This is a genomic window from Geitlerinema calcuttense NRMC-F 0142 (genome assembly GCF_030285425.1).
The window spans coordinates 22902-44150 of the sequence record NZ_JASVEJ010000023.1; the positions used below are offsets into that span (position 1 = coordinate 22902).

Consider the following 21249-nt stretch of genomic DNA (forward strand, 5'->3'; position numbering starts at 1 on the left):
AGTTTGCCATTAAGGAGAGCGGTTTGGGGGGGCAATCGCGATCGCGCCTGTTGACCACAAAAACAGAAAAGCGGGAATTTCCTTTAACAGCAGGTCGATGGCGCTGAGTCCGGTTGGTTCGGGAAACAAAAAAAGGGCGATCGCATACAGCACAATTACCGCAGGCTCCCCTGCATACTGCTCGAAACTGGTGGCGAGTCCTTTACAGAATGCGCCAAAGCAAAAGAAGACCATCAACACGCCGGGAAGCCCAAAGTTCCAGTACGCTTCCCCAATGGAACCCGGTGGCATCCCCACATTGACATTAAAAAAGGTTTCCCCAACCATCCCAGCAATCAGGCTCGGTTTTGCGGGCCATAGCCCTCTAGGAACGGGCAGCGTCAGCACGGCGAGATAGGAACTGCCATACAAAAAATCAACGTCGTTGGGGACGAGGGCTAAGATTGGAAACACGCCTGCAAACACGCTGCTGCGATTGGTGACTTCCCCTAATCCCGAACTGAGAGCCGATTCATCGACGGCATCGTTAGGAGCAGCCCCCATGAGCGCTGCCCAGTTAATTTCGCCGTCGTAGGTACTATCTCGAAAATTCCCCAAGATGCCCAAGAGAAATAAACCCAGGAAGGTAATGCCGATAATCTTGGTAATCTGAATTTTTCGCTCTCGCAACAACCACGCAATTAGCCCCAGAATCATGAAATAGATGGCGCTAGAACGAGAACCGCTCGATAGAAACATAAATCCTACAGACATCAGCGTGCATCCCCAGAATAGGGGGCGGAGGACGGAGTTACGATCGAGAATCAGCCAACTGAGACAAGCCAATAATCCAAACTGAATGACAAATTGCCAATAAAACTCCCCTGCCAGTTCCGTCGTGCGCCCGCGTCCCCAGGAAAGAATGTGGCTGGTAATTCCTCCGCGTTTCTGCATATAGGCAGCAAAGACGACAAACGAGAAGAGAACCACCAGCAAGACTTTAGAACCGAGATGGCGCGGTTGCCCAAATTTCAGTTGGGGCAGCCGCAAAGGAGGGCTAAGGAAGAACCCAAAATACCAGCTCATTAAACTAATGGCTCGCAAAACCAACTCGTATACCAGCAGCAGAGTTAAGCTATCGGGACTCCATCCGGGTAAGCCCGCGTGCCATTGCAACCCATGTATGTAGGTGTCAGCGCGGCGCAGGTGATTGAGCAGCGAAAAAACAATGCCAAAAATTAAGGGATGAAACCAACCATAGGAGGGTTGATAGAACACTAGGGGGACGAGCATGAGGCCGATATTGCCAGCTAGGGCCAGAAAAACCCAGCCCATTGTTGTGAGGGAAGACGGATGGATGAGTTGTTGAAAACCAATCCACAGCAAGAAACTGCTTAAAATACCAGCCACGCAGAGCCGTTGCCAAGGGGTCATGCGGACAAAGGGCGATTCTTGGGAACTCCTCATGGCCCCACTCGCTGGCTCTGGGGTAGGGGAGGCGAGCTAATCTGGCTTTCTGGGGAAATGGGTGTTGCGAGGGTGCGATACAGTTTTTCATACTGGTGGATAATTGGCTCTGGCTGGAACAGTTTGGCGGCGACTGAGGTGGCATTTTGATGGAGCGATCGCCACAGCGAGGGTTTGGACGCCAGTTCTGTCACAGCTTGGGTTAGGGAAAGATAATCGCCCTGCACGACGACTCGCCCGCATTGGTAGTGCGTGAGAATTTCTTGGGCAGAACAGACATCAAATGAAATAACGGGGGTACCGCAGGCAAGGCTTTCAATCATGCAGCGGGCTAACCCTTCCTGACGCGAGGCAACGATCGCTAAGTCGAGCGCCCGATACCAATCGGCTACGGTTGAGGTATAGCCGATAAAGGTGAGGGTGGATTGCAATCCTAAATCGTTGGCGGCTGCCAGACATTGCTGGGCGTAGGGGTTGGTGTCTGGCTCGAAGTCTCCAATCATGTAGAGTTGAAGATTGGGAATCGCTTGTTGGAGGGGAACTCCAGCCCGTTCGATTAGGGGAAGTTGTGCTTTTTTGGGATTGAACGCGGCGATGTATCCGACGGCAAAGGTATGGGGGGCAATTCCTAGGCGCGCCCGCAGTTGCTGCCGTTGTTCGGGTGCAACCGGATGCAGTTGCTGAGGCTCGACAATGCTGTAAATGGGCTGAATTTTGGAGGGCTGATGTTGCAAATGGGGAAAGCGATCGCTCAGAAATTGCTTCATCTCTTGGGAGAGGACCACCAGGCGATCGCTGATTCGCATGGCGAGCTGCCATTTCCAACCGTAGGATTCATTGGGCGCTTTTGTATCCCGAATATTGAAAACAAGCTTTGCGCCGGCTAGTTTGGCTCCCAAGGCGGTATGCCAGAAGGCGCTGGGATCGTTACAGTGAACGACACAACACCCGGTTTGGCGGACAAGCGCGTACATTTGGAGGTTGGTTTGCCACAGGGAGTAAAGACGATGCCCCCTGGCTTGCCAAGGGCTTTGCCAAAATCCGCTACCGATGCGGTAAGGAATGTTCCACACTTGAACGGGTGCGCCTGCTGCCTGCCAGCGTTGATTGACTGGGGTTTCAATCTGAGTCACGATTTGGGGTTCTATTTGTTGGCAATGCTCAATAATTTGAGTAATGCTTTCAACGCCGCCATTGGCTCGATTGGTTGTTTGGAAAATGACAAAAATAACTTGAATGGCTCGTTTCATATTAGGAGTGAATGAATGATAAAAACATTTTTGGCAGTCGAAATGGGAGGCAGATGGCTTTGGTCATCAGGATGGCGTTGTTTCTGGTTTGGGGAATGAATAGGAAATATAAATAGCTGCCAATTGCATAGGAAATGAGCGTGGCGATCGCGGCTCCAGTTCCTCCATAAGTTGGAATGAGCAACCCATTTAGGGCGATGTTAGAAATTAAGCCTGCTAACCGGGAATAGAAATTAAACAGTTGCAATCCTTCGGCGACAATCCACTTACTCTGAGCAATCCCTAAGAAGGTAAATAATGTACTCCAAATATGGATTTTCAAAATGGGAATTGCGGCTTGGTAAGAGTTACCATATAAAAGAGCGATCGCTAAACCAGACAGGGGAATCATCAGCGCGATCGCACTATAGGATAAAAAGCTGATTGAGTCATAAAATCTTTGCATCTTTTTCTGATAAACGCTGGATTCGGAGTTTTTAGATTGAATAATCGCAGGATACAAAGAAGAACAAACAATTAAGGGCAAAAAAGAACTCGCTTCTGATAAGGCGGAAGCACTGGAATAGATCCCAACGGCTTGACTGTCAATCATGTTTCCCAGCATGATTTTATCGATATTAATATAAATGACGCAGGCAGTCGAAGAAAGCAAAAGAGGAAAGGATTCTTTGAGGAGATACTTAAAGGTTTGGAGATTGCCTTTCCAGTTATAAATAGATTGGCGATCGCGCTGATAATAGAAAATAAGAAATAATCCATAAAGTAAAGCTTCGAGGATGATGACAATTGCAAAAGCGACTAAAGGAGCTTGCCAAATAATCAAGCCGCATTTAATCGCAGAAATCACTAAAAAAGATAGATGTTCGGCAAATACCGTAAACTTAGAATTAACTTGCGATTCAAACCAGTTTTCAATCGGTTGCAGCGAATTTAAGAAAAACTTGAGAGATACAATAAAAACGAGAATCCGAATCAAAGAGTTACTCGGTGCTAGGATAAAAATTCCCACAACGCACAAACTCGCTGCAACCATTCCGCCCAACAGTTGTAAAATAAAAGCAGTCCCTAAAATGATGGAACGATGCTCCGGTCGTCGAACCAATTCTCGCGTAATAATAGGACCCATCTGTCCTGTAGATAAGGGCATGAAAAAGCCAGAAAAGGCTAGCGCGTACTGTAATGTACCAAATTGATTAGGTCCAAGATAGCGAGCAACCCAAGTTGCGACAAATAGACTGACAAACATCCGCCCAATCTTACTTGCAAATAGCCATCCAGTATTGTGAATAATCTTGCGAGATTCTGGGCTGAGTTCCTGGCGACTTCTGACAATTTTGTTCAACATTGCTGATTAAAAAAGAGAGAATTTAATCCCATTAGATGAGAACTCCCGAAAACAAGAATGATAACGCGCTGTTGCGCCCTTAAAAAGTGTGATTTTATAGCGTTTTTTGATTGGATGAGATACGGCACGATCCCCTAACTCCCCCTTCAGTAAGGGACGTTGTAAGAAAGCGCACTTCACGAACCTGAAAAATGCTGTAACTCCAGTCCCCCGGCTAGGGGGAATCGAAACCTTGTAGAGCAATGTTAGAAGCCTGATGTATAAACGGGAGAGGAATTGGGAGTGGGGGAAAGCTCGCAGCGCATTTCAATTCCAATCATTATTGTTGGGTAGAATCCGCTTAGACTCCGTTTCTTCTAGGGAAGAATATTGCGTGTAATAGTAATAGCTGTAAGGTTCATTTTCAAACATAACGCCATTAACAACTTGTCCTAAAATATGGGGTTTTAACTGCTCCAATCGTTCTTTAGCGAACGCCGCGCTCACCGCATCAATAACACCTGGACGGGTGACAAATAGCACGCCATCCGACATTTTGCTCAGAATCGGAACATCGGCTGCAACCTTCAGAGAAGGAGTATCGATAATCGTAAAATCGTAGGAGCGCGAACAAAGCTCAATCAACTTTGCCATCCGTTGGGAATCGAGCAAAGCGGTTGGATTTGGAGGCAGAACGCCAGCCGTTAAGACATCCAGATTCCGGGCTGCTTTTTTGATGGCAACTTTCGGATCGAGGTGTTCGACAATGACATTACTCAATCCGGTGTTATTCAGTAAATCCCAAATTTTATGCTGGCGCGGGTGGCGCATATCAGCATCAATTAGTAACACCCTTTGACCTGTCTGTGCCTTGGCCATTGCGAGATTCGCTGAGACGACAGACTTACCTTCATTCGCAACCGCACTGGTGATGACAATTGTTTTTAAGGGGCGATCGGAACCCAAAAATTTGAGATTGGCTTGCAGCAAGCGATAGGCTTCGCAGATTGGAGAATTGGGAAATTGTCTAACAATAACCTCAGAAGTTGTCCAGTCAGGTTCTCCAAAAGAGCGACCTAGCTTACCATTTTTGTGCAGCGGGATGACACCCAATAGGGTAAAGTCAAACAAGTCTCGCGCTTCTTTGACCGTTCGGATGGATTTATCGAGGGCTTCTAGAGCTACGGCGGTGGCGATCGCGCAGAACAAGGCAAAGATCCCCCCACTTGCCAGGTGAGAGAGTTTGCGAGGAGCCACAGGTTTTTCTAACACAAAAGCACTTTGCAGGATGCGCGCATTCCCTACATTCTGATTTTCCGCCACCCTCGCTTCATGCAATTTCTGGAGCAGCATTGCGTAAGTAGACTGAGCCGCTTCTAACTTGCGGGCAAGTTCGCGTTGTTCTTGTTGCAAGCGAGGCAGCCTCCGCAGTCTGTCTTCATAGGCAAGTTCTGTGGTTGCTAACGTTTCTACGCGATCGGCTAATCCGGTGCGTCTAATTTCTGCTCGGAAAAAGTCGCCAATTAACTCAGCTCTAAGGGTGCCGATTTGCAAATTACCCTTGGCGAAACTCTCCCTGCGGGAATCGCGAGCCATCGGTTGCCCGTCTAGCGTTTGCTGAATGCGGGCGTTGAGAAGCGTTTCTAAGTTGGTTCTGCGAGCTTCTAAGGCTTGGATAATGGGATTTTCATCAAAAAACCGCACCCGTTCAACGGCGAGCTGTGCCTCAACTGCTTGCAACTGCTCAAATACATCTTGAACGCCGGGTGATTGGCTCAAACCAGCGATCGCGATCGCGTCTTGGGCATTCATCCCTAATTGGCTGTTAAAGGCGATCGCTTGAGCATTGGCATCGGCAAGCTGGGACTTTGTTTCGCTGATATTGGTGCGTAACTCTTCAAGGGCGATTACTAAGGTGCGTTCCTCTTCTTCTAAGGCGGCAACTTCGTACTTTTCTTTAAACTGTCGCAAAGCCGCTTCAGCTTCGCGCACCCTGGATTCGGCATCCGGTAGCTGTTGCTCAATAAAGGTACGGGCTGCCATCGCTTCAGCTCGATTTTCCTGTAAGTGGTTTTCGAGATAAAGCGACATCAATGTCTCGGTGACGGCTTTGGCGATTTCCGGGGAACCGTCTTGATAGCCAACTTGCAGGATATCTGTCCCTTTCAGGCTATTGAGGCGCAAGCGGCGTAAAAAGTCTCGGCGTTGCAGCGTTTGACCGCTAGGATCTTTTAAGTTGAGTTGATGAATGGTGGCTTGGATGAGCGGTACAGAGCGGATTGCTTCCATCTCTGTGTTGATGGGATTGTTATCTTCAATTAGCGGATCGAATTGTCCCATCTCCCGCCCTACACCTGTCAGGATGGTGGTTCTGTCCCCTCTGGTAAAGCGAATTTTACCTTCTGCTTGATAGATGGCTTTTTGTCGTAGCAGGGAGATCCCGGAAAGGGTGCAAATGGCGATCGCCACCAGGCTAGCTGGCAACCAACGTCGTTTGAGAATAAGCCAATAGTGCTGAGTCTCCATAAAATTGGCTCTAAAACCACAGCTACGGGCAATTTAGCAAACATGACCGTGAGAAATATTGCCACTTTGCCACCCGGTTTGGGATCGAGAGGCGATCGCGGAGTCTGCTTTGTTGCTCGGTGGTACCTGCGAATGCTAGCACGCAGCACGGAGAGCATTTTTTTACCCTTTCTCACAACCTTTGTAGGTGGAGGTACAAAACCCAACACAACCCTGGCTGCTGTTGGGTTTCGCTAACGCTCGCTCAACCTACGACAACATAGGACTTTCAGCAGTGAGTGTCACTCAGGGTTCGATCTCAGTCTTTTTACTTAAAAAGTAGGCATTTTGGCAACCCGTTCCCCTGAACTTACAGTATCTTTTTTTTACAGGGACGCTGTGAATTTACTTTTTTATTTGATGAAAATTTTTTTCCGGTTCTAGCAAACGCAGTATCAACTAAAACCAGATAGCTAAGGGAGTAATAGCAGAGGACAATGAGGCAGTTTTAAATATTTAACTGTCGGCAACCAAACGCTAGAGACTTTCTTTAGTTCTCTTTGCCCCAGGGGACTGCGATTTCAATTTCTCTGTTCCTCTAGGCGCTACTTTCCGATTCAGGAGAGACGCTGCGGAGTTTAAGAAGGTATTTAACATCACGAGACATTGATTTTTCAACCGCCTCTACTCAGTCCCACGTCCCTAAACTGTTGATGGCAAGAAAGGGTATTAAGCGGCCCTATCCACAAGCCAACTGCTAGCCAGAAGAGTGGAGAAAGCACGGTTATCCGATCGAAAACTCTCATCGCCCCGATTTTCGATCCCTCTCTTCTTCTTGTGGCTCAAAAATTTAATGACAGTCTCGCCCCTGTAAGCGATTGCAATGCAGAGATGGGCTAACATACGTCTCTGCATTGTTCCTAATGCGGCGGTACAGAGAATTAAACAAGGGAGATCGGCCAGACTTGCTGTGCGCTCTTCTTCCTCCCCCTTCTGGTGCCGATCGAGGGGCAGAATTGAACGACACCCTTTCAGCAATTGATTCATCAAATTCTCCAATTCATAGAACCCTAAGACTTTCAAGTTCCTATCGCCTGTCATAAGAGGTTCGGGCTGATGTTTTCTATATTGAGTAAGCAATTGTTAGGGCTAAGAAATCGCCATTTCTTGCTGATTGATAGCGCCATCTTTTTAATAACCCCTTTTTTAGCACTCTTTTTGCGCTTAGATGGAGCGATTGACCTGAGCGTGTATCAATCGGGTCTGTTAGAAGTGAGTTTAGTCTTCCTCGTGCTGAAGCTAGGCGTACTGCACGCCTTTGGCTTCTACAGGCGTTGCTGGAAATATGCAGGAATTGAAGAACTGCAACAGATGGCGATCGCCACGATCGCTGCGATCCTTTTGCAATCGCTTGCCTTTACTGGACTTCAGCAGAGTCTTTTGCAAAACTTACCCCGCTCTTTGCCGCTCCTAGATGGCATTCTGAGCTTTCTACTCGTTGCAGGATTCCATTTTAGTATCCCCACCGCCGATCGACTGGCTCACCGCAGTCGGGCCTTTTTTCGCCGCGATCGCGTCTTGATTGTTGGGGCGGGGAGTGCGGGAGTTGCCCTAGTCAAAGAGATGCAGCGCAATCCCTCCCTAGGGTTGCGTCCTGTTGCCTTCATTGATGACAATCCGGCAAAGCTGAATTTGCGGATTCGCCACTTACCCGTTGTGGGCGATCGCCACAGCATCCCCGAAGTGGTTCGTTCTCTGCATATTCGTAAAGCCATCATTGCCATGCCCACTGTTCAGGGAAGCGTTATTCGAGAAATCCTAGACATTTGTCAGAAAGCGGGCGTACAGACCAGTACCTTACCCGGCATTCACGAAATTCTCAATGGTCGCGTCTCCCTCGGAAAAGTTCGGGAAGTCCAAATTGAAGACTTGCTCAGACGCGAACCGATTCAAATGGATACCCAGCAAGTTTCCGAACTGATCCAAGGCAAGCGCATCATGATCACCGGGGCCGGAGGATCGATTGGTAGCGAATTGTGCCGCCAACTGCTGAAGTTTTCTCCAAGCGAACTCGTACTGATCGGACACGGAGAAAATTCTGTATTCAACATCCAGCAAGAACTCGAAAAAGTGGCTGGGAATCCGAACGCGCAGAACATTCCCCGGATCTCTACCTTCATTGCCGATATTCGTTTCCTATCGCGGCTAGAGTCTGCTTTTGACCAATTTAGACCCAACATCATTTTTCATGCGGCCGCCCACAAGCACGTCCCCTTAATGGAAGCGAACTCGCCTGAAGCCATTACCAACAATGTCCAAGGGACTAAGAACCTGTTGGATTTGTCATTGCGGTACGGGGTAGACAACTTTGTGATGATTTCCACAGATAAAGCGGTTAACCCAACCAACATTATGGGCGCAAGCAAGCGAGTCGCAGAAATGTTAGTGTTGCAAGCGGCTCGAAAAAGTAAAAAGCGCTATGTTGCTGTCCGCTTCGGTAATGTTTTAGGTAGCCGAGGCAGCGTTATTCCCACCTTTAAACGTCAAATTGCCGAGGGGGGCCCGGTGACAGTGACTCATCCAGAGGTTTGTCGCTACTTCATGACCATCCCGGAGGCCGTCCAACTGGTGTTACAGGCGGGCGCGATCGGTCAAGGGGGAGAAGTGTTTATGCTCGATATGGGCAATCCTGTCAAAATTGTAGACTTGGCTGAGGAACTGATTCGGCTGTCTGGTTACGAAGTCGGTAAGACAATGGAAGTGGTGTTTACAGGGCTGCGACCGGGCGAGAAGTTGTTTGAAGAGTTGTTTCTTCCCGGCGAGCAATACGACGCCACCCAACACGAAAAACTCTTGATTGTTACCAATGCAACAAGAATTGTTCCAGAAAAGCTAGATTCTATTGTTGAAGCGCTCTGTCGGGCCGCTCTCCGCAATGAGCCTAACGAAATTATCTTTCTACTAGAACAGGTCGTTCCAGGGTTTAAGCCGCAATACAATCTCGCTCCAGTTGAAGTCAACCGGAAGCCGGAAAGTGCGATGTCATTGCAGTGGAGTTATCTCAGCACTCCCTAAGCTTAGGCAGTTGTGAATGGAGTAGAAACGTTCCAGCAAAACGTCTTCAGCCCAATCTGTTTTGCCTAATCAATGGGTCTGCTGCTAGATTCACAATTCAATCGATCTCTTGAGATTTAATTCCATTGAGCTTTTAAATCGCCTGAAAGGGTAAAAGCTCAATGATATTTCGTGTTTGAATTTAAGATTTAAGGGAAAATTGCTCGATAATCTGGTCTGATTTCAAATTCCTAAGAACTATTAAATAAAAAGGTTCTCTATTGACAATAGATGGCCAGCTTGTTTACGATTCAAATCATAAAACACGCTGTTTCCCTTTTAACAAACTTATTTTAAAGAATGGATAATTGTCATGAGCCTATACTCAGCGGTCAGAAACCCCCAGACCCCTGTCGGAACTGAATCTGGCGATCGGTTGGCGAATGCTAAACATTACAAAGTCATGACTCAAGAACAAGTTGACCAGATTGTGAAAGCAATTCTTGAAGGCAAATATTCTTGGGCTTGCGTTCTGATTCTGCGTTTTGCTGGGTTTAACCCATCGCATTACATCCCCTATCGAACCTACAAGCGGTTGCTGAAGGAAAATGGTCGTCACGACCGACAAAAGTTACGAGAAACTATTGTAGAAAGTCTGGAGTATTCCTCTAAGGTGCTAAATTAACGAGCGCTAATTACTCCAACCCATAGCAACACCCGATCGAGGATAGAGGGCTGTAAAACCCAATTGCGTTTTACAATTCCCTCTATCCGTTTATCTCACATCCCTAGAGAGGGCTGCAACCCGCAAAAATTGCACTTTTAGCCTTCTTATCTCTCTTTCAACCTTTGCAAATGAGTCTAGTCCAGGCGTGTCATTTTAAGAAGTTACAGACTATTCTCGATTCTACTTAAGATTTTGAGCCTAGGGTTTTGCGATCGCCTAATCTAGTCCACTAACTTGAACTGACATGCTCTCTCCCTCAAACTATTGGAATAAAATCCCTTCTAGGCGAATGGACATGTATGGCAAATCTTCCAAGCCTATCTTTAGAAACAGAAGAAATCATTGATTTTCTCAGACGAGATCTGCGCCTTAAGGACATTTATCAGGAAATCGCTAGCCAAAAAATCATTAACCAAACGGCCCAAGAACAAGGGTTAACCGTGACCTCTAACGAAATTCAAGCAGAACTAGACAGAATTCGTTACGAAAAGTGTTTTGATAGTCCCTCGGTTCTCCTCAATTGGCTAGACAGACAGAGAGTAACGTTAAATGAATTAAGGCAAAGAATTGGCGAACATCTACTGACCAAAAAACTAGCAAACTACTTGTTTTCAGAAAAAGTCGATCGACTCTTTTCCGAACATCGCAGCGATTTTGAACAGGTATTACTTTATAAAATAGTGGTTCCTTATGAACAACTTGCCAACAATATTTTATATCAAATCATAGAAGAAGAGGTCAGTTTCTATGAAGCGGCTCATCTTTATGATATTGATGAAAAACGGAGATTGCATTGCGGTTACGAAGGCAAAAAACGGCGCTGTCAGCTAAATCCCGAACTTGCTGAAACCTTGTTCAATGCCAATACGGGTGAAGTTATTGGCCCGCTAAAATCTTTTGAGAAAACCTATGAATTATTTCTCGTCGAGGAATTTTCCTCTCCCGGACTAACGACCGAAATTTATGAAGAGACGTTGAATGGTATGTTCAAGGAGTGGTTAGAAGCTAAATTGCATTGATATTGCGATCGCAAACCTTCAAATCTCCCCAAAATATTTCCCTTTCAAGCTTTGGGGAGGTTGGCGCGCGATCGCAAAGAAGTTATCCTAAACTGGACTTTGCTGCAATTCGCGAACCAGTTGGTAGAACGGTTCCCAGTTGTCTTCGGTGGTGATGGCTTCCCAGACGGATTCAATCACTGGACGTAGCAAAACCGTTTTAGGATTATGCTGGCGCAGGCGCGTTGCAACTTGAGACAATTCCTCTGGAGAATAGGATTGTAACTGGCGATAGTAGAGATTTCGCCAGTTTTCCCAGGTGGTGCTTGGCCCAGCATTCGCCCAATTGGGAATTTGGGTAGCGTCTTCGCGCCAACTCGCATCAAAGACTTCGCTGAGGCGGATAAAAAACTCATGATATCCCAGTTGGGTATCCTTCAACAGATAAATCGTCTGTTCGAGTAAAGCTTCGGCGACGGCGGGAGGAACGCCTTCTAAGCCTAACTTCCGCATCATTAACTGCTGATAGGTTTGGAAGTAATGGCTGTCATATTGCGCTAAACCCGTTTCTAACTCCTGCTGGGGAACGACCAATTTTAGGGGAATTTGCAGCATTTCTAGGTTGAGGCGACAAATTTCCGGCTGGTTTCCGTAGCTGTAGCGTCCGTAATAGTCAAAATACGCGGCGGTGAACTGGGGGTTGTAGTTGGGGATAAAGGCGTAAGGGCCATAATCAAAGCTTTCCCCGGTAATCGACATATTATCGGTATTAAGGACGGCGTGGCAGAATCCTGCTGTCATCCACTGGGCGGCAAGTTCGGCGACTCTTAGCACTAATTCTGCATAAAACTGGGCGTAGAGTTCGGTGCAGTCTGAACCTTTTTTGGATTGTGCGGCTAGCGGTGAGGCTAGGGTGGGGTAGTAAACTGCGATCGCGTGGTCTAAGAGTTTTTTGATTAAATCGGAACGCTGGAAGTAATAGAGGCGTTCAAAGGTGCCAAAGCGGATGTGAGAACGGCTAAACCGAACCATGACGCAGGAACGGGTGGGGGAAGGTTCGTCGCCGCGCCAAAGTTGTTCGCCGGTTTCGACGACGCTTAGACAGCGGGAGGTTTTCACCCCAAGTTGATGTAAGGCTTCGGCGGCTAAAACTTCGCGAACGCCGCCTTTGAGGGTCAGTCTACCATCGGCGGTGCGAGAATAGGGGGTTCTACCCGATCCTTTGGTGCCAAAGTCATAGAGTTCGCCGTCTACTCCTCGAACTTGTCCGAACAGAAAGCCGCGTCCATCTCCTAAATGAGGGTTATATTCACCAAATTGATAGCCGTGGTAGCGTAAGGCAAGGAAGGAACGGGGGACTTCAAATTTCCCAAAGGTTTGAATGAAGTGTTCGTCGGTGACACTTTTGGGATCGAGTCCAATTTTAAGTAAGAGTGGGTCGTTACGCCAGCGGAGAATATGTTGGGGAAATTCTGCGGGTGCAACTAGATCGTAGTAATCTTCGCCTAATTCTTCAAGGGCGGGTTCGTAATTCAGGTCGATGAAGGGGTTGGGAGTCATCAAGGGGAGGTTTGGAGGGATGGGTTCTCCTTAATTTTAATCAATAGGGGCGATCGCCATCGCGAGCCAACCGGAAGTGAGTTCCGAGTTCCGAGTTCCGAGTTCCGAGTGGAGAAGAAGTTGTTATAGCTGTACTTAGTAAGGTTAGGACAGAGTGAACTGCTTAAAGGATGAGACTCACTCGGTTTTAACTCAGCACTCAGCACTTTACACTCAGCACTAAGAGAAGCACTCAGCACTTTGCTATACCACGAAAAAAGGTGGGGGGTTCCCACCTGATCCATCACTAACCTACCTGAGAAACAAAGTTTGACTCGCCAGGTAAAACCTAGTAACAAGTCAAATTCTTTGTATAGCAATCTAAACAGCTGGTGTGTCTTTGTGATGTCACAGGTGTGATAATTTTATGAATCTTCGGTTTTACCGATGCGACGCAGGTTGAGAATATCGCTCATTTTGCGAATTTGAGCAAAGACTTGTTCGAGTTGACGGCGATCGCGAATATCAATCCCTAGATCGATAATCGCAGGTTTCCCCGGACAAGTCTTGACTTGCACGTTCCGCACGTTAATGCTGTTATCGCTCAAGCGCAATAGAATATCTTTGAGGACGCCAACCCGGTCAATGGCTTCAATCTGCACTTGGACGGTATAGGTTTGGGGACGGCTTTCTTCACTGGTGGCTGAGTTCCAGCTAACCGGGACAAGGCGATCGCCCTCAACATTATCTACATTAACGCAGCCTTGACGGTGAATAGAAATGCCCCGGCTTCCCCGCGTCACTACTCCAATAATCGGTTCCCCAGGAATGGGCGTACAACATCCGGCAATATGATACAGTAGCCCTTCAACCCCCACAATCGGCGATTTACTTTGAGGGATCGGAGAGGGGGCCGGCGAGGGAAGCATGGTTGAGATAATCGTACAAGCATCCTCGCGATCGACCGCCGGAGTAATGGGTTGTTTGGCTTTAATGGCTTCTCGCAGGCGGTTAACTACGAGATTTAGCGTGACTTCGCCATATCCCAACGCCGCCAGCAAGTCTTCAACGCCGTGATAGTTGCAGCGTTCGGCGGTGGCTAACATGGGTTCGGACTTCAGTAAAGCCTCAAAACCATTTTTCCCTAACTCCTTCTCTAGCAATTCTCGACCCCGCATCACGTTTTCTTCTCGGTGCGATCGCTTGTACCATTGGCGAATCCGGTTTCTCGCCCCGGTCGTCACCGCAAAGTTCAGCCAGTCTAAGCTAGGGTGAGAATTCTTTTGGGTGATAATCTCCACAATATCGCCATTTTTCAACAGCGTATCGAGCGGGATCATCTTACCATTCACCTTTGCACCCGCACAGTGATTCCCCACTTCCGTATGGATGCGGTAGGCAAAATCCACAGGCGTTGCACCGCGATTCAGCGATAGCACGTCACCTTGTGGTGTAAATACGTATACATCGTCTTCAAATAAGTTATCTTTTATACTCTCTAAATATTCTTGAGCGTCTTTTAAGTCGCTTTGCCACTCTAAAAGTTGTCTTAACCAAGTAAACTTTTCATCCGAATTGGTCAGCGAGGCATTACTCGATCCCGTTTCCTTATACTTCCAATGCGCCGCGATCCCATATTCGGCAACATGGTGCATTTCCCAAGTCCGAATCTGAAATTCAATCGGACGACCCGTATGGCCAATCACGCCCGTATGCAAAGATTGATAGCGATTGGGCTTCGGTAAACCAATGTAATCTTTGAAACGTCCGGGAATGGGGCGAAACGCATCGTGAACAACTGCTAAAGCGCGGTAACACTCGTCATTACATTGCACAATAATCCGCACCGCCGCAATATCAAAGATTTCGTGAAATTCTTTCTGCTGGCGCTGCATTTTCTGATAAATGCCATAGAGATGCTTAGGGCGGCCTTTAATTTCAAATTCGCGCACGCCAATTTGTTCGAGGCGCTGTCCTAACATTTCAATCACCCCAGACAGGCGCGCCTCTCGGTTCACCCGTTTTTCGGCGATTAGTTCTTGAATTTGGCGATATTGTTCGGGTTCAAGATATTTAAAGGCTAAATCTTCCAATTCCCACTTAAACCGACCAATTCCCAGGCGGTTCGCCAAGGGCGCAAAGATTTCGCGCGTCTCTAGAGCGATCGCTCTTTGCTTCTCCGGACTCATATATTCTAGCGTCCGCATATTGTGGAGGCGATCGGCCAGCTTCACCACAATCACGCGAATATCCTTCGCCATCGCCAAAAACATCCGGCGAAAATTTTCCGCTTGGCGTTCGGTTTTGCTGGAAAAGGTAAATTTCGATAGCTTCGTTACCCCTTCCACCAAATGGCGAACCTCAGTCCCAAAGCGCTGTTCAATCTCCTCTGGGGTGACATCAGTATCTTCTACCACATCATGGAGAAACCCGGCGGCGATCATTGGCGCGCTTCCGCCTAACTCGCGCAGCAGTCCCGCAACCGCTACTGGATGGGAAATATAGGGTTCTCCCGATTTACGATATTGACCGCGATGCAACTGGTAGGCGAATTCAAAGGCTTGGCGGATCAAATCGCCATCGCGTGGCGCTTCCCTGGGTGAATCGCGTTCTTGGCGTTCAACTTCGGTTTTCTCCACAATGGAGGAGGTGGCTAGACAGTCCTGAAGCCAGTCAGGAACGGTACATTCATAAGTTGCTGTTAGAACCATTGTGATTTTGCGATAGATAGGGGAATAAAGATGAATAGTTATAGGGCTTGCTCATTTTCCGCAAGCCTCTAGATTAAGCGCCAGTTTAAAAAAGCTAGTCCTTAATGGCACATACTTGGCTGTATAGACCCCCCAAGGAGATGTCTATACTCGCTTCGGGCGCTTGTATGCTGAATCCATTAATCCTCTACTTGTATGATACAAATAAACTTCTAAGCATTAAAAGAGAATTGAGAAATTATACGCGATTGTGTTGCCTTTTACTCACCGTCAAAACCTGCAACAATTCCAGCAAGCCTTAACGGACTTGCAGCACCAGACTGCTTCAACCGAACTCAATCCCGCACAGCTACGAGAAAGCGTGCAAACCCTACAAGCTTTATTTCAACAGCAGATTTCTCCTCTTCTAGCTGAGGAGGGAGAAGCCGCGATCGCGCCTCGCGTTTCCTCGATATTAACTGAAATTCACAAGCAACTACAGTTACTCGCAATGGATGTTACCTTTTTGCAAGTCTCTCGCCAGTCTGCAACCGGACAGCAACGCCTCACTCAAATGCGCGATCGCATTGCAACTATTCTGCGTTATTGCGAGCCTCTTGTGAGTGCTGAGTAGAAAGTGCTGAGTGCTGAGTGGGGAAAGAGTGCTGAGTGCTGAGTGGGAAGTGAGTTCCGAGAAGGATAGGAAAGAGTGAGTGCTGGGGAGAAGACTGGGCTTCGCGATCGCGCAGAGAGCATATTAAGCTATTCTCAGAGTTAATCTCAAAAACCTATATTCCCCAATTCCCCCCAACTCCCAACTCCCAACCCCTAACTCCTTCTTAATCTTCCCATGACTGATTTGTTTCGCGTTGAGAATCTGCGAGTTGCTTATCCTCATACTAGCCCGTCTGTTGAATGGGCTGTAGATGACGTTTCCTTTACCTTGAAGGCGGGGGAACGCATGGGGTTAGTGGGGGAGTCCGGTTGCGGGAAATCGACCCTTGGGCGGGCTGCTATGCGCCTGTTACCGCCAACAACGCAGATTGAGGGGAAGGTTTGGTTTCAAGGTCAATCGGTTTTTGAGTTAAATCCAACCGAGTTACGCAAATTTCGCGGGGAAGCCGTAGCGTTGGTGTTTCAAGACCCCATGACGCGCCTCGATCCGTTAATGACCATTGGCGATCATTGTATTGAAACCTTAAGAGCGCATCAACCGGAACTTTCCAAACAGCAAGCGAAAGAGATTGCACTTTCTACCTTAGAGGCAGTTAAGATCCCTGCTGCGCGATGGTCGCAGTATCCCCATGAGTTTAGCGGCGGGATGCGTCAACGGGTAGCGATCGCGCTGGCTTTATTACTCAATCCTAAACTGATCGTTGCCGATGAACCCACGACTAGCTTAGATGTCACCGTCGCCGCCCAAATTTTGCAGGAACTCACCCGCCTGTGTCGAGAACGAGAAATGGGGCTACTGGTGATTTCCCATGATTTAGCGATGATTGGCGAATATTGCGACAAAATTGGCGTGATGTACAACGGTCGCCTGGTGGAGTTGGGCGAAACTGAGGAAATTTTCCGCCAACCGCAACACGAGTATACGCGATCGCTCTTAAAAGCCGCCCTGCATATTCAAGCCACCCCCGATGCGGATACCCCCCCGCAACTGCTTGAGAAAATAGAACCCCTTCTGCGCGTCACCGAACTCAAACAACACTACACCCTAGAAGGGAGTTTGATTCAACAACTCTTTCGCAAAGAGACACCCGCGATTAAAGCCGTTGATGGCGTTACCTTAGAACTTTATCCTGGGGAAATCTTTGGCTTAGTCGGAGAATCCGGTTGTGGCAAAAGTACCCTATCGCGCACCTTGTTGCAACTGATTCGTCCCACTAGCGGTACGGTGGAATTTTTGGGGCAAAATTTAACCCACGCCAACCGCAAAACCCTGCGAGAATTTCGCCGCCAGATGCAAATGGTGTTTCAAGACCCCCACGCCTGCTTGAATCCCTTAATGACGATTGGAGAAAGTATCGCCGATCCGTTGTTAATTCACAAACTGGCAAATCCCAAAGAAGCAAAAGTGCAAGTGCTGCAAATGCTAGAACGGGTTGGCCTCTCTCCAGCGACCGGGTATTATGAGCGCTATCCTGGCGAGTTGTCTGGGGGACAACAACAGCGAGTGGCGATCGCCAGAGCTTTAATTACCCGCCCAAAACTGCTAATCTGTGACGAACCCGTCAGTATGCTAGACGCCAGCGTCCAAGCCCAAGTGCTAGACCTGATGTTAGAACTCAAGCGCGATTTCGATCTAACCTATTTATTTATTACCCACGATCTTTGGTTAGCCCGCTTTTTGTGCGATCGCATCGCCGTCATGAACGCTGGCAAAATCGTCGAAATAGGCATCACCCAAGACATTTTCAACCAACCTCAACACCCCTACACGCAAACCCTCCTCAGTTCCGCCCCCCTGTTGGCGAGAACGCCCTAGGGGAAAAGAGGGAATTGGGAGTTGGGAGTTAGGAGTTGGGGAAAAGAGGAGATGGACGGAAGAAGGTTGAGTAGGTTGGGTCAGTTGACCCAACTCCGATAGAGTTTTGATAGGCAAGCGCGATCGCGCTATCGATTCTACAAGAGCCTAAAATTTAAGATATTAAGAGCTATTCTCCGAGTTGATCTCCCCACCATCTTCCCCATTCAGAACACCGCTACGCGGAAGCAAGCTACGGAACTTTGCACTCTTTCCCCCCATCTCCCCACCTCCCCATCCCCCCATCCTCTTCTTACCCACTCAGCACACTGCTACGCAGAAGCTAAAGCAACAGCACTTTCTACTCAGCACTCTTTCCCCCACTCGGAACTTGGAACTCGGAACTCGGAACTCGAAGAAAGATGTTAGCCTTAAACTCCTAACAACATTAAGTTGAAATAAAATTACCTAACGACTACTGACGCGATCGAATCGGAGAAATTGTAGATGCTTGCTGAATATCGGAAGCACGTAGCGGAACGGGCTTTATTAGGGATACCTCCGCTGCCTTTAAATGCCCAACAAACCACCGAACTGTGCGAACTGCTGAAAAATCCCCCAGCAGGTGAAGAAGAAGCACTGTTAGACTTATTACGCGATCGCATTCCGCCCGGTGTTGATGAAGCGGCATATATTAAAGCCGGATTTCTCAGCGCGATCGCCAAAGGTGAAATTCAATGTCCCCTGATTGTACCGCAAGGAGCCGTTTCGCTTCTGGGAACCATGATCGGCGGCTACAATGTGCAATCATTGGTCGAACTCCTCAAAACCCACGACTCTAACATCGCCTCAGCCGCCGCCACCGCCCTGAGTAAAACCACCCTCGTCTTTGATGCGTTTAACGACGTACTCGAACTTTCCGAAACCAACCCCTACGCCAAACAAGTCATCGACGCTTGGGCAAATGCGGCGTGGTTTATCGGGCGTTCTCAGCTTCCCAAACAAATTACCGTCACCGTCTTCAAAGTTCCCGGCGAAACCAACACCGACGACCTTTCTCCCGCCCCCCACGCCACCACCCGCCCAGATATTCCCCTGCACGCCCTGGCTATGCTAGAGTCGCGGATGCCAGGAGCCTTAGAAACCCTAGTCGAACTCAAACAAAAAGGGCATCCCGTCGCTTACGTTGGCGATGTCGTCGGAACGGGTTCTTCTCGGAAATCTGCCATCAACTCCGTCCTCTGGCACATTGGTCAAGATATCCCCTACGTCCCCAATAAACGCAGCGGCGGTTACATCCTCGGCGGTAAAATTGCCCCCATCTTCTTCAATACTGCTGAAGACTCTGGCGCGTTACCCATCGAATGCGATGTCACCCAGATGAACACCGGGGATATCATTACCCTCTATCCCTACGAGGGCAAAATCACCAACGAAAGTGGCGAAACCATTTCCACGTTCACCCTCAAACCCGAAACCATCTTAGATGAAGTCCGCGCCGGAGGACGCATCCCGTTGCTGATTGGTCGCAGCCTCACCGATAAAACCCGCCAAGCTTTGGGTTTAGAGGCTTCCACCCTATTCGCCCGTCCGACAACGCCCGAAGATACAGGTAAAGGCTTCACCCTAGCACAGAAAATGGTGGGGAAAGCCTGCGGTTTACCCGGCGTTCGCCCCGGAACATCCTGCGAACCGATGATGACCACAGTTGGATCGCAAGATACCACAGGCCCGATGACGCGCGACGAACTCAAAGAACTCGCCTGTCTCGGCTTCTCTGCGGATTTGGTCATGCAGAGTTTCTGCCATACAGCCGCTTATCCCAAACCCGTCGATATCAAAACCCACAAACAACTTCCCGATTTCTTTGCAACTCGTGGCGGCGTTGCTTTGCGCCCCGGCGATGGAATTATCCACTCCTGGTTAAACCGGATGTTGCTACCCGATACGGTAGGAACCGGCGGCGACTCCCACACCCGTTTCCCCTTGGGGATTTCTTTCCCCGCCGGATCGGGTTTAGTGGCGTTTGCGGCGGCTTTGGGCGCAATGCCTTTAGATATGCCGGAATCTGTTTTAGTCCGGTTTACGGGTAACTTGCAACCCGGTGTCACCCTGCGCGATATTGTTAATGCCATTCCCTGGGTGGCAATGCAGCAAGGGAAGCTAACTGTTGGCAAAGAGAATAAGCAAAACGTCTTCAACGGGCGGATTATGGAAATGGAAGGTTTGCCAGACTTGAAAGTCGAACAAGCCTTTGAGTTAACCGATGCCACAGCCGAACGTTCCTGCGCGGGTTGTACGATTAAACTGGGTACGGAAACGGTTTCTGAATATCTGCGTTCTAATGTCGCCTTGCTGAAAAATATGGTTGCCCGTGGCTACCAAGATGCACGAACCATTATGCGCCGAGTCGCCAAGATGGAAGAATGGCTGGCCAACCCCGTCCTGATGGCAGGCGATGCGGATGCTGAATATGCAGATATCCTAGAAATTGATTTGAATCAAATCAAAGAACCCATTGTTGCAGCCCCTAATGACCCCGACAATGTGAAACTGATGTCGGAATGTGCGGGCGACAAAATCGATGAGGTGTTTATCGGTTCCTGCATGACCAATATCGGCCATTATCGGGCGGCGGCGAAGATCCTAGAAGGGGCGGGTACGGTGAAGGGCCGCCTGTGGATTTGTCCGCCAACTCGGATGGATGAGAAGCAGTTACGCGAAGAAGGCGTTTATGGTATCTTTGCGGCGGCAGGTGCCAGAACGGAAATGCCCGGTTGTTCGCTGTGTATGGGCAACCAAGCCCGCGTTGAAGATGGGGCGACGGTGTTTTCTACCTCTACCCGTAACTTCAATAACCGCATGGGCAAAGATGCCAGGGTTTACCTCGGTTCTGCGGAACTGGCGGCGGTTTGTGCCCTTCTCGGTCGCATTCCCACGGTGGAAGAATACCTGGAAATTGTCAAACAGAAAGTCGATCCGTTTGCGGGCGATTTATATCGCTATCTCAACTTTGACCAAATTGCCGGGTTTGAAGATGAGGGGCGCGTTGTTCCTCTAGAAGAGATGCCTCGGATTGAGGATATTCTGGGAATGCCAACTCCAGCAAGCCGTTAGACTCTTACCGCGCATACACATTTGGTGTCTGAATCCCAAATTGAGGTGAGATCCCCCCTAAAAAAGCTACGGTGTATGCACATCTAGGGTAAGAACCCTAAATCTAATCGAGATCCCCCTAAATCCCCC

At 48.6% G+C, this 21249-nt stretch carries 13 protein-coding genes; 7 read left to right on the forward strand and 6 right to left on the reverse strand.

Annotated elements, in window-relative coordinates; all coding sequences use genetic code 11:
* Nucleotides 1-9: 9 nt before the first annotated feature.
* The 4 genes from QQ055_RS06250 to QQ055_RS06265 form a co-directional block, all read right to left on the reverse strand.
* Nucleotides 10-1446 (reverse strand): oligosaccharide repeat unit polymerase, encoded by a 1437-nt coding sequence (locus QQ055_RS06250; protein ID WP_286004384.1) that lies wholly within the window; start codon nucleotides 1444-1446, stop codon nucleotides 10-12.
* Nucleotides 1443-2696 carry a glycosyltransferase family 4 protein gene (locus QQ055_RS06255; protein WP_283358359.1) on the reverse strand — a complete coding sequence of 418 codons (1254 nt, stop codon included), beginning with the start codon at nucleotides 2694-2696 and terminating at the stop codon, nucleotides 1443-1445. Before QQ055_RS06255 ends, QQ055_RS06250 begins: the two co-directional genes overlap by 4 nt.
* A 1-nt stretch (nucleotide 2697) precedes the next feature.
* The gene (locus tag QQ055_RS06260; protein ID WP_286004385.1) at nucleotides 2698-4041 is read right to left on the reverse strand and encodes a flippase; all 1344 of its coding nucleotides are present in this window, start codon (nucleotides 4039-4041) and stop codon (nucleotides 2698-2700) included.
* A gap of 306 nt (nucleotides 4042-4347) precedes the next feature.
* A complete protein-coding gene (locus QQ055_RS06265; protein ID WP_286004386.1) occupies nucleotides 4348-6546 on the reverse strand; it encodes a GumC family protein in 2199 nt (732 codons plus the stop codon).
* A 42-nt stretch (nucleotides 6547-6588) separates the two neighbouring features.
* Between QQ055_RS06265 and QQ055_RS06270 the strand changes: the two genes are divergently transcribed.
* From QQ055_RS06270 to QQ055_RS06285, 4 genes are all read left to right on the forward strand, one after another.
* Nucleotides 6589-6783 carry a hypothetical protein gene (locus tag QQ055_RS06270; RefSeq protein ID WP_286004387.1) on the forward strand — a complete coding sequence of 65 codons (195 nt, stop codon included), beginning with the start codon at nucleotides 6589-6591 and terminating at the stop codon, nucleotides 6781-6783.
* 858 nt (nucleotides 6784-7641) lie between these two features.
* Nucleotides 7642-9600, forward strand: coding sequence for a polysaccharide biosynthesis protein (locus QQ055_RS06275; protein ID WP_286004388.1), 1959 nt, complete (start codon nucleotides 7642-7644; stop codon nucleotides 9598-9600).
* Between the two features lie 352 nt (nucleotides 9601-9952).
* Nucleotides 9953-10264, forward strand: coding sequence for a HetP family heterocyst commitment protein (locus QQ055_RS06280; protein ID WP_286004389.1), 312 nt, complete (start codon nucleotides 9953-9955; stop codon nucleotides 10262-10264).
* Nucleotides 10265-10605: 341 nt separating this feature from the next.
* On the forward strand, nucleotides 10606-11325 hold the full coding sequence (locus tag QQ055_RS06285) for a peptidylprolyl isomerase (RefSeq protein ID WP_286004390.1): 720 nt from the start codon (nucleotides 10606-10608) through the stop codon (nucleotides 11323-11325).
* 87 nt (nucleotides 11326-11412) lie between these two features.
* On the opposite strand, the gene QQ055_RS06290 is transcribed toward QQ055_RS06285, so the two are convergent.
* On the reverse strand, nucleotides 11413-12864 hold the full coding sequence (locus tag QQ055_RS06290) for a protein adenylyltransferase SelO (protein ID WP_286004395.1): 1452 nt from the start codon (nucleotides 12862-12864) through the stop codon (nucleotides 11413-11415).
* Nucleotides 12865-13268: 404 nt separating this feature from the next.
* A complete protein-coding gene (locus tag QQ055_RS06295) occupies nucleotides 13269-15554 on the reverse strand; it encodes a RelA/SpoT family protein (RefSeq protein WP_286004391.1) in 2286 nt (761 codons plus the stop codon).
* A gap of 253 nt (nucleotides 15555-15807) precedes the next feature.
* Between QQ055_RS06295 and patD the strand changes: the two genes are divergently transcribed.
* The 3 genes from patD (at nucleotide 15808) to acnB (ending at nucleotide 21120) form a co-directional block, all read left to right on the forward strand.
* On the forward strand, nucleotides 15808-16167 hold the full coding sequence (gene patD / locus QQ055_RS06300) for a heterocyst frequency control protein PatD (protein ID WP_286004392.1): 360 nt from the start codon (nucleotides 15808-15810) through the stop codon (nucleotides 16165-16167).
* Between the two features lie 216 nt (nucleotides 16168-16383).
* Nucleotides 16384-18024, forward strand: coding sequence for a dipeptide ABC transporter ATP-binding protein (locus QQ055_RS06305; RefSeq protein WP_286004393.1), 1641 nt, complete (start codon nucleotides 16384-16386; stop codon nucleotides 18022-18024).
* A 486-nt stretch (nucleotides 18025-18510) separates the two neighbouring features.
* Entirely contained in the window at nucleotides 18511-21120 is a 2610-nt protein-coding gene (gene acnB, locus QQ055_RS06310; protein WP_286004394.1) for a bifunctional aconitate hydratase 2/2-methylisocitrate dehydratase, read from the forward strand.
* Nucleotides 21121-21249: the final 129 nt, after the last annotated feature.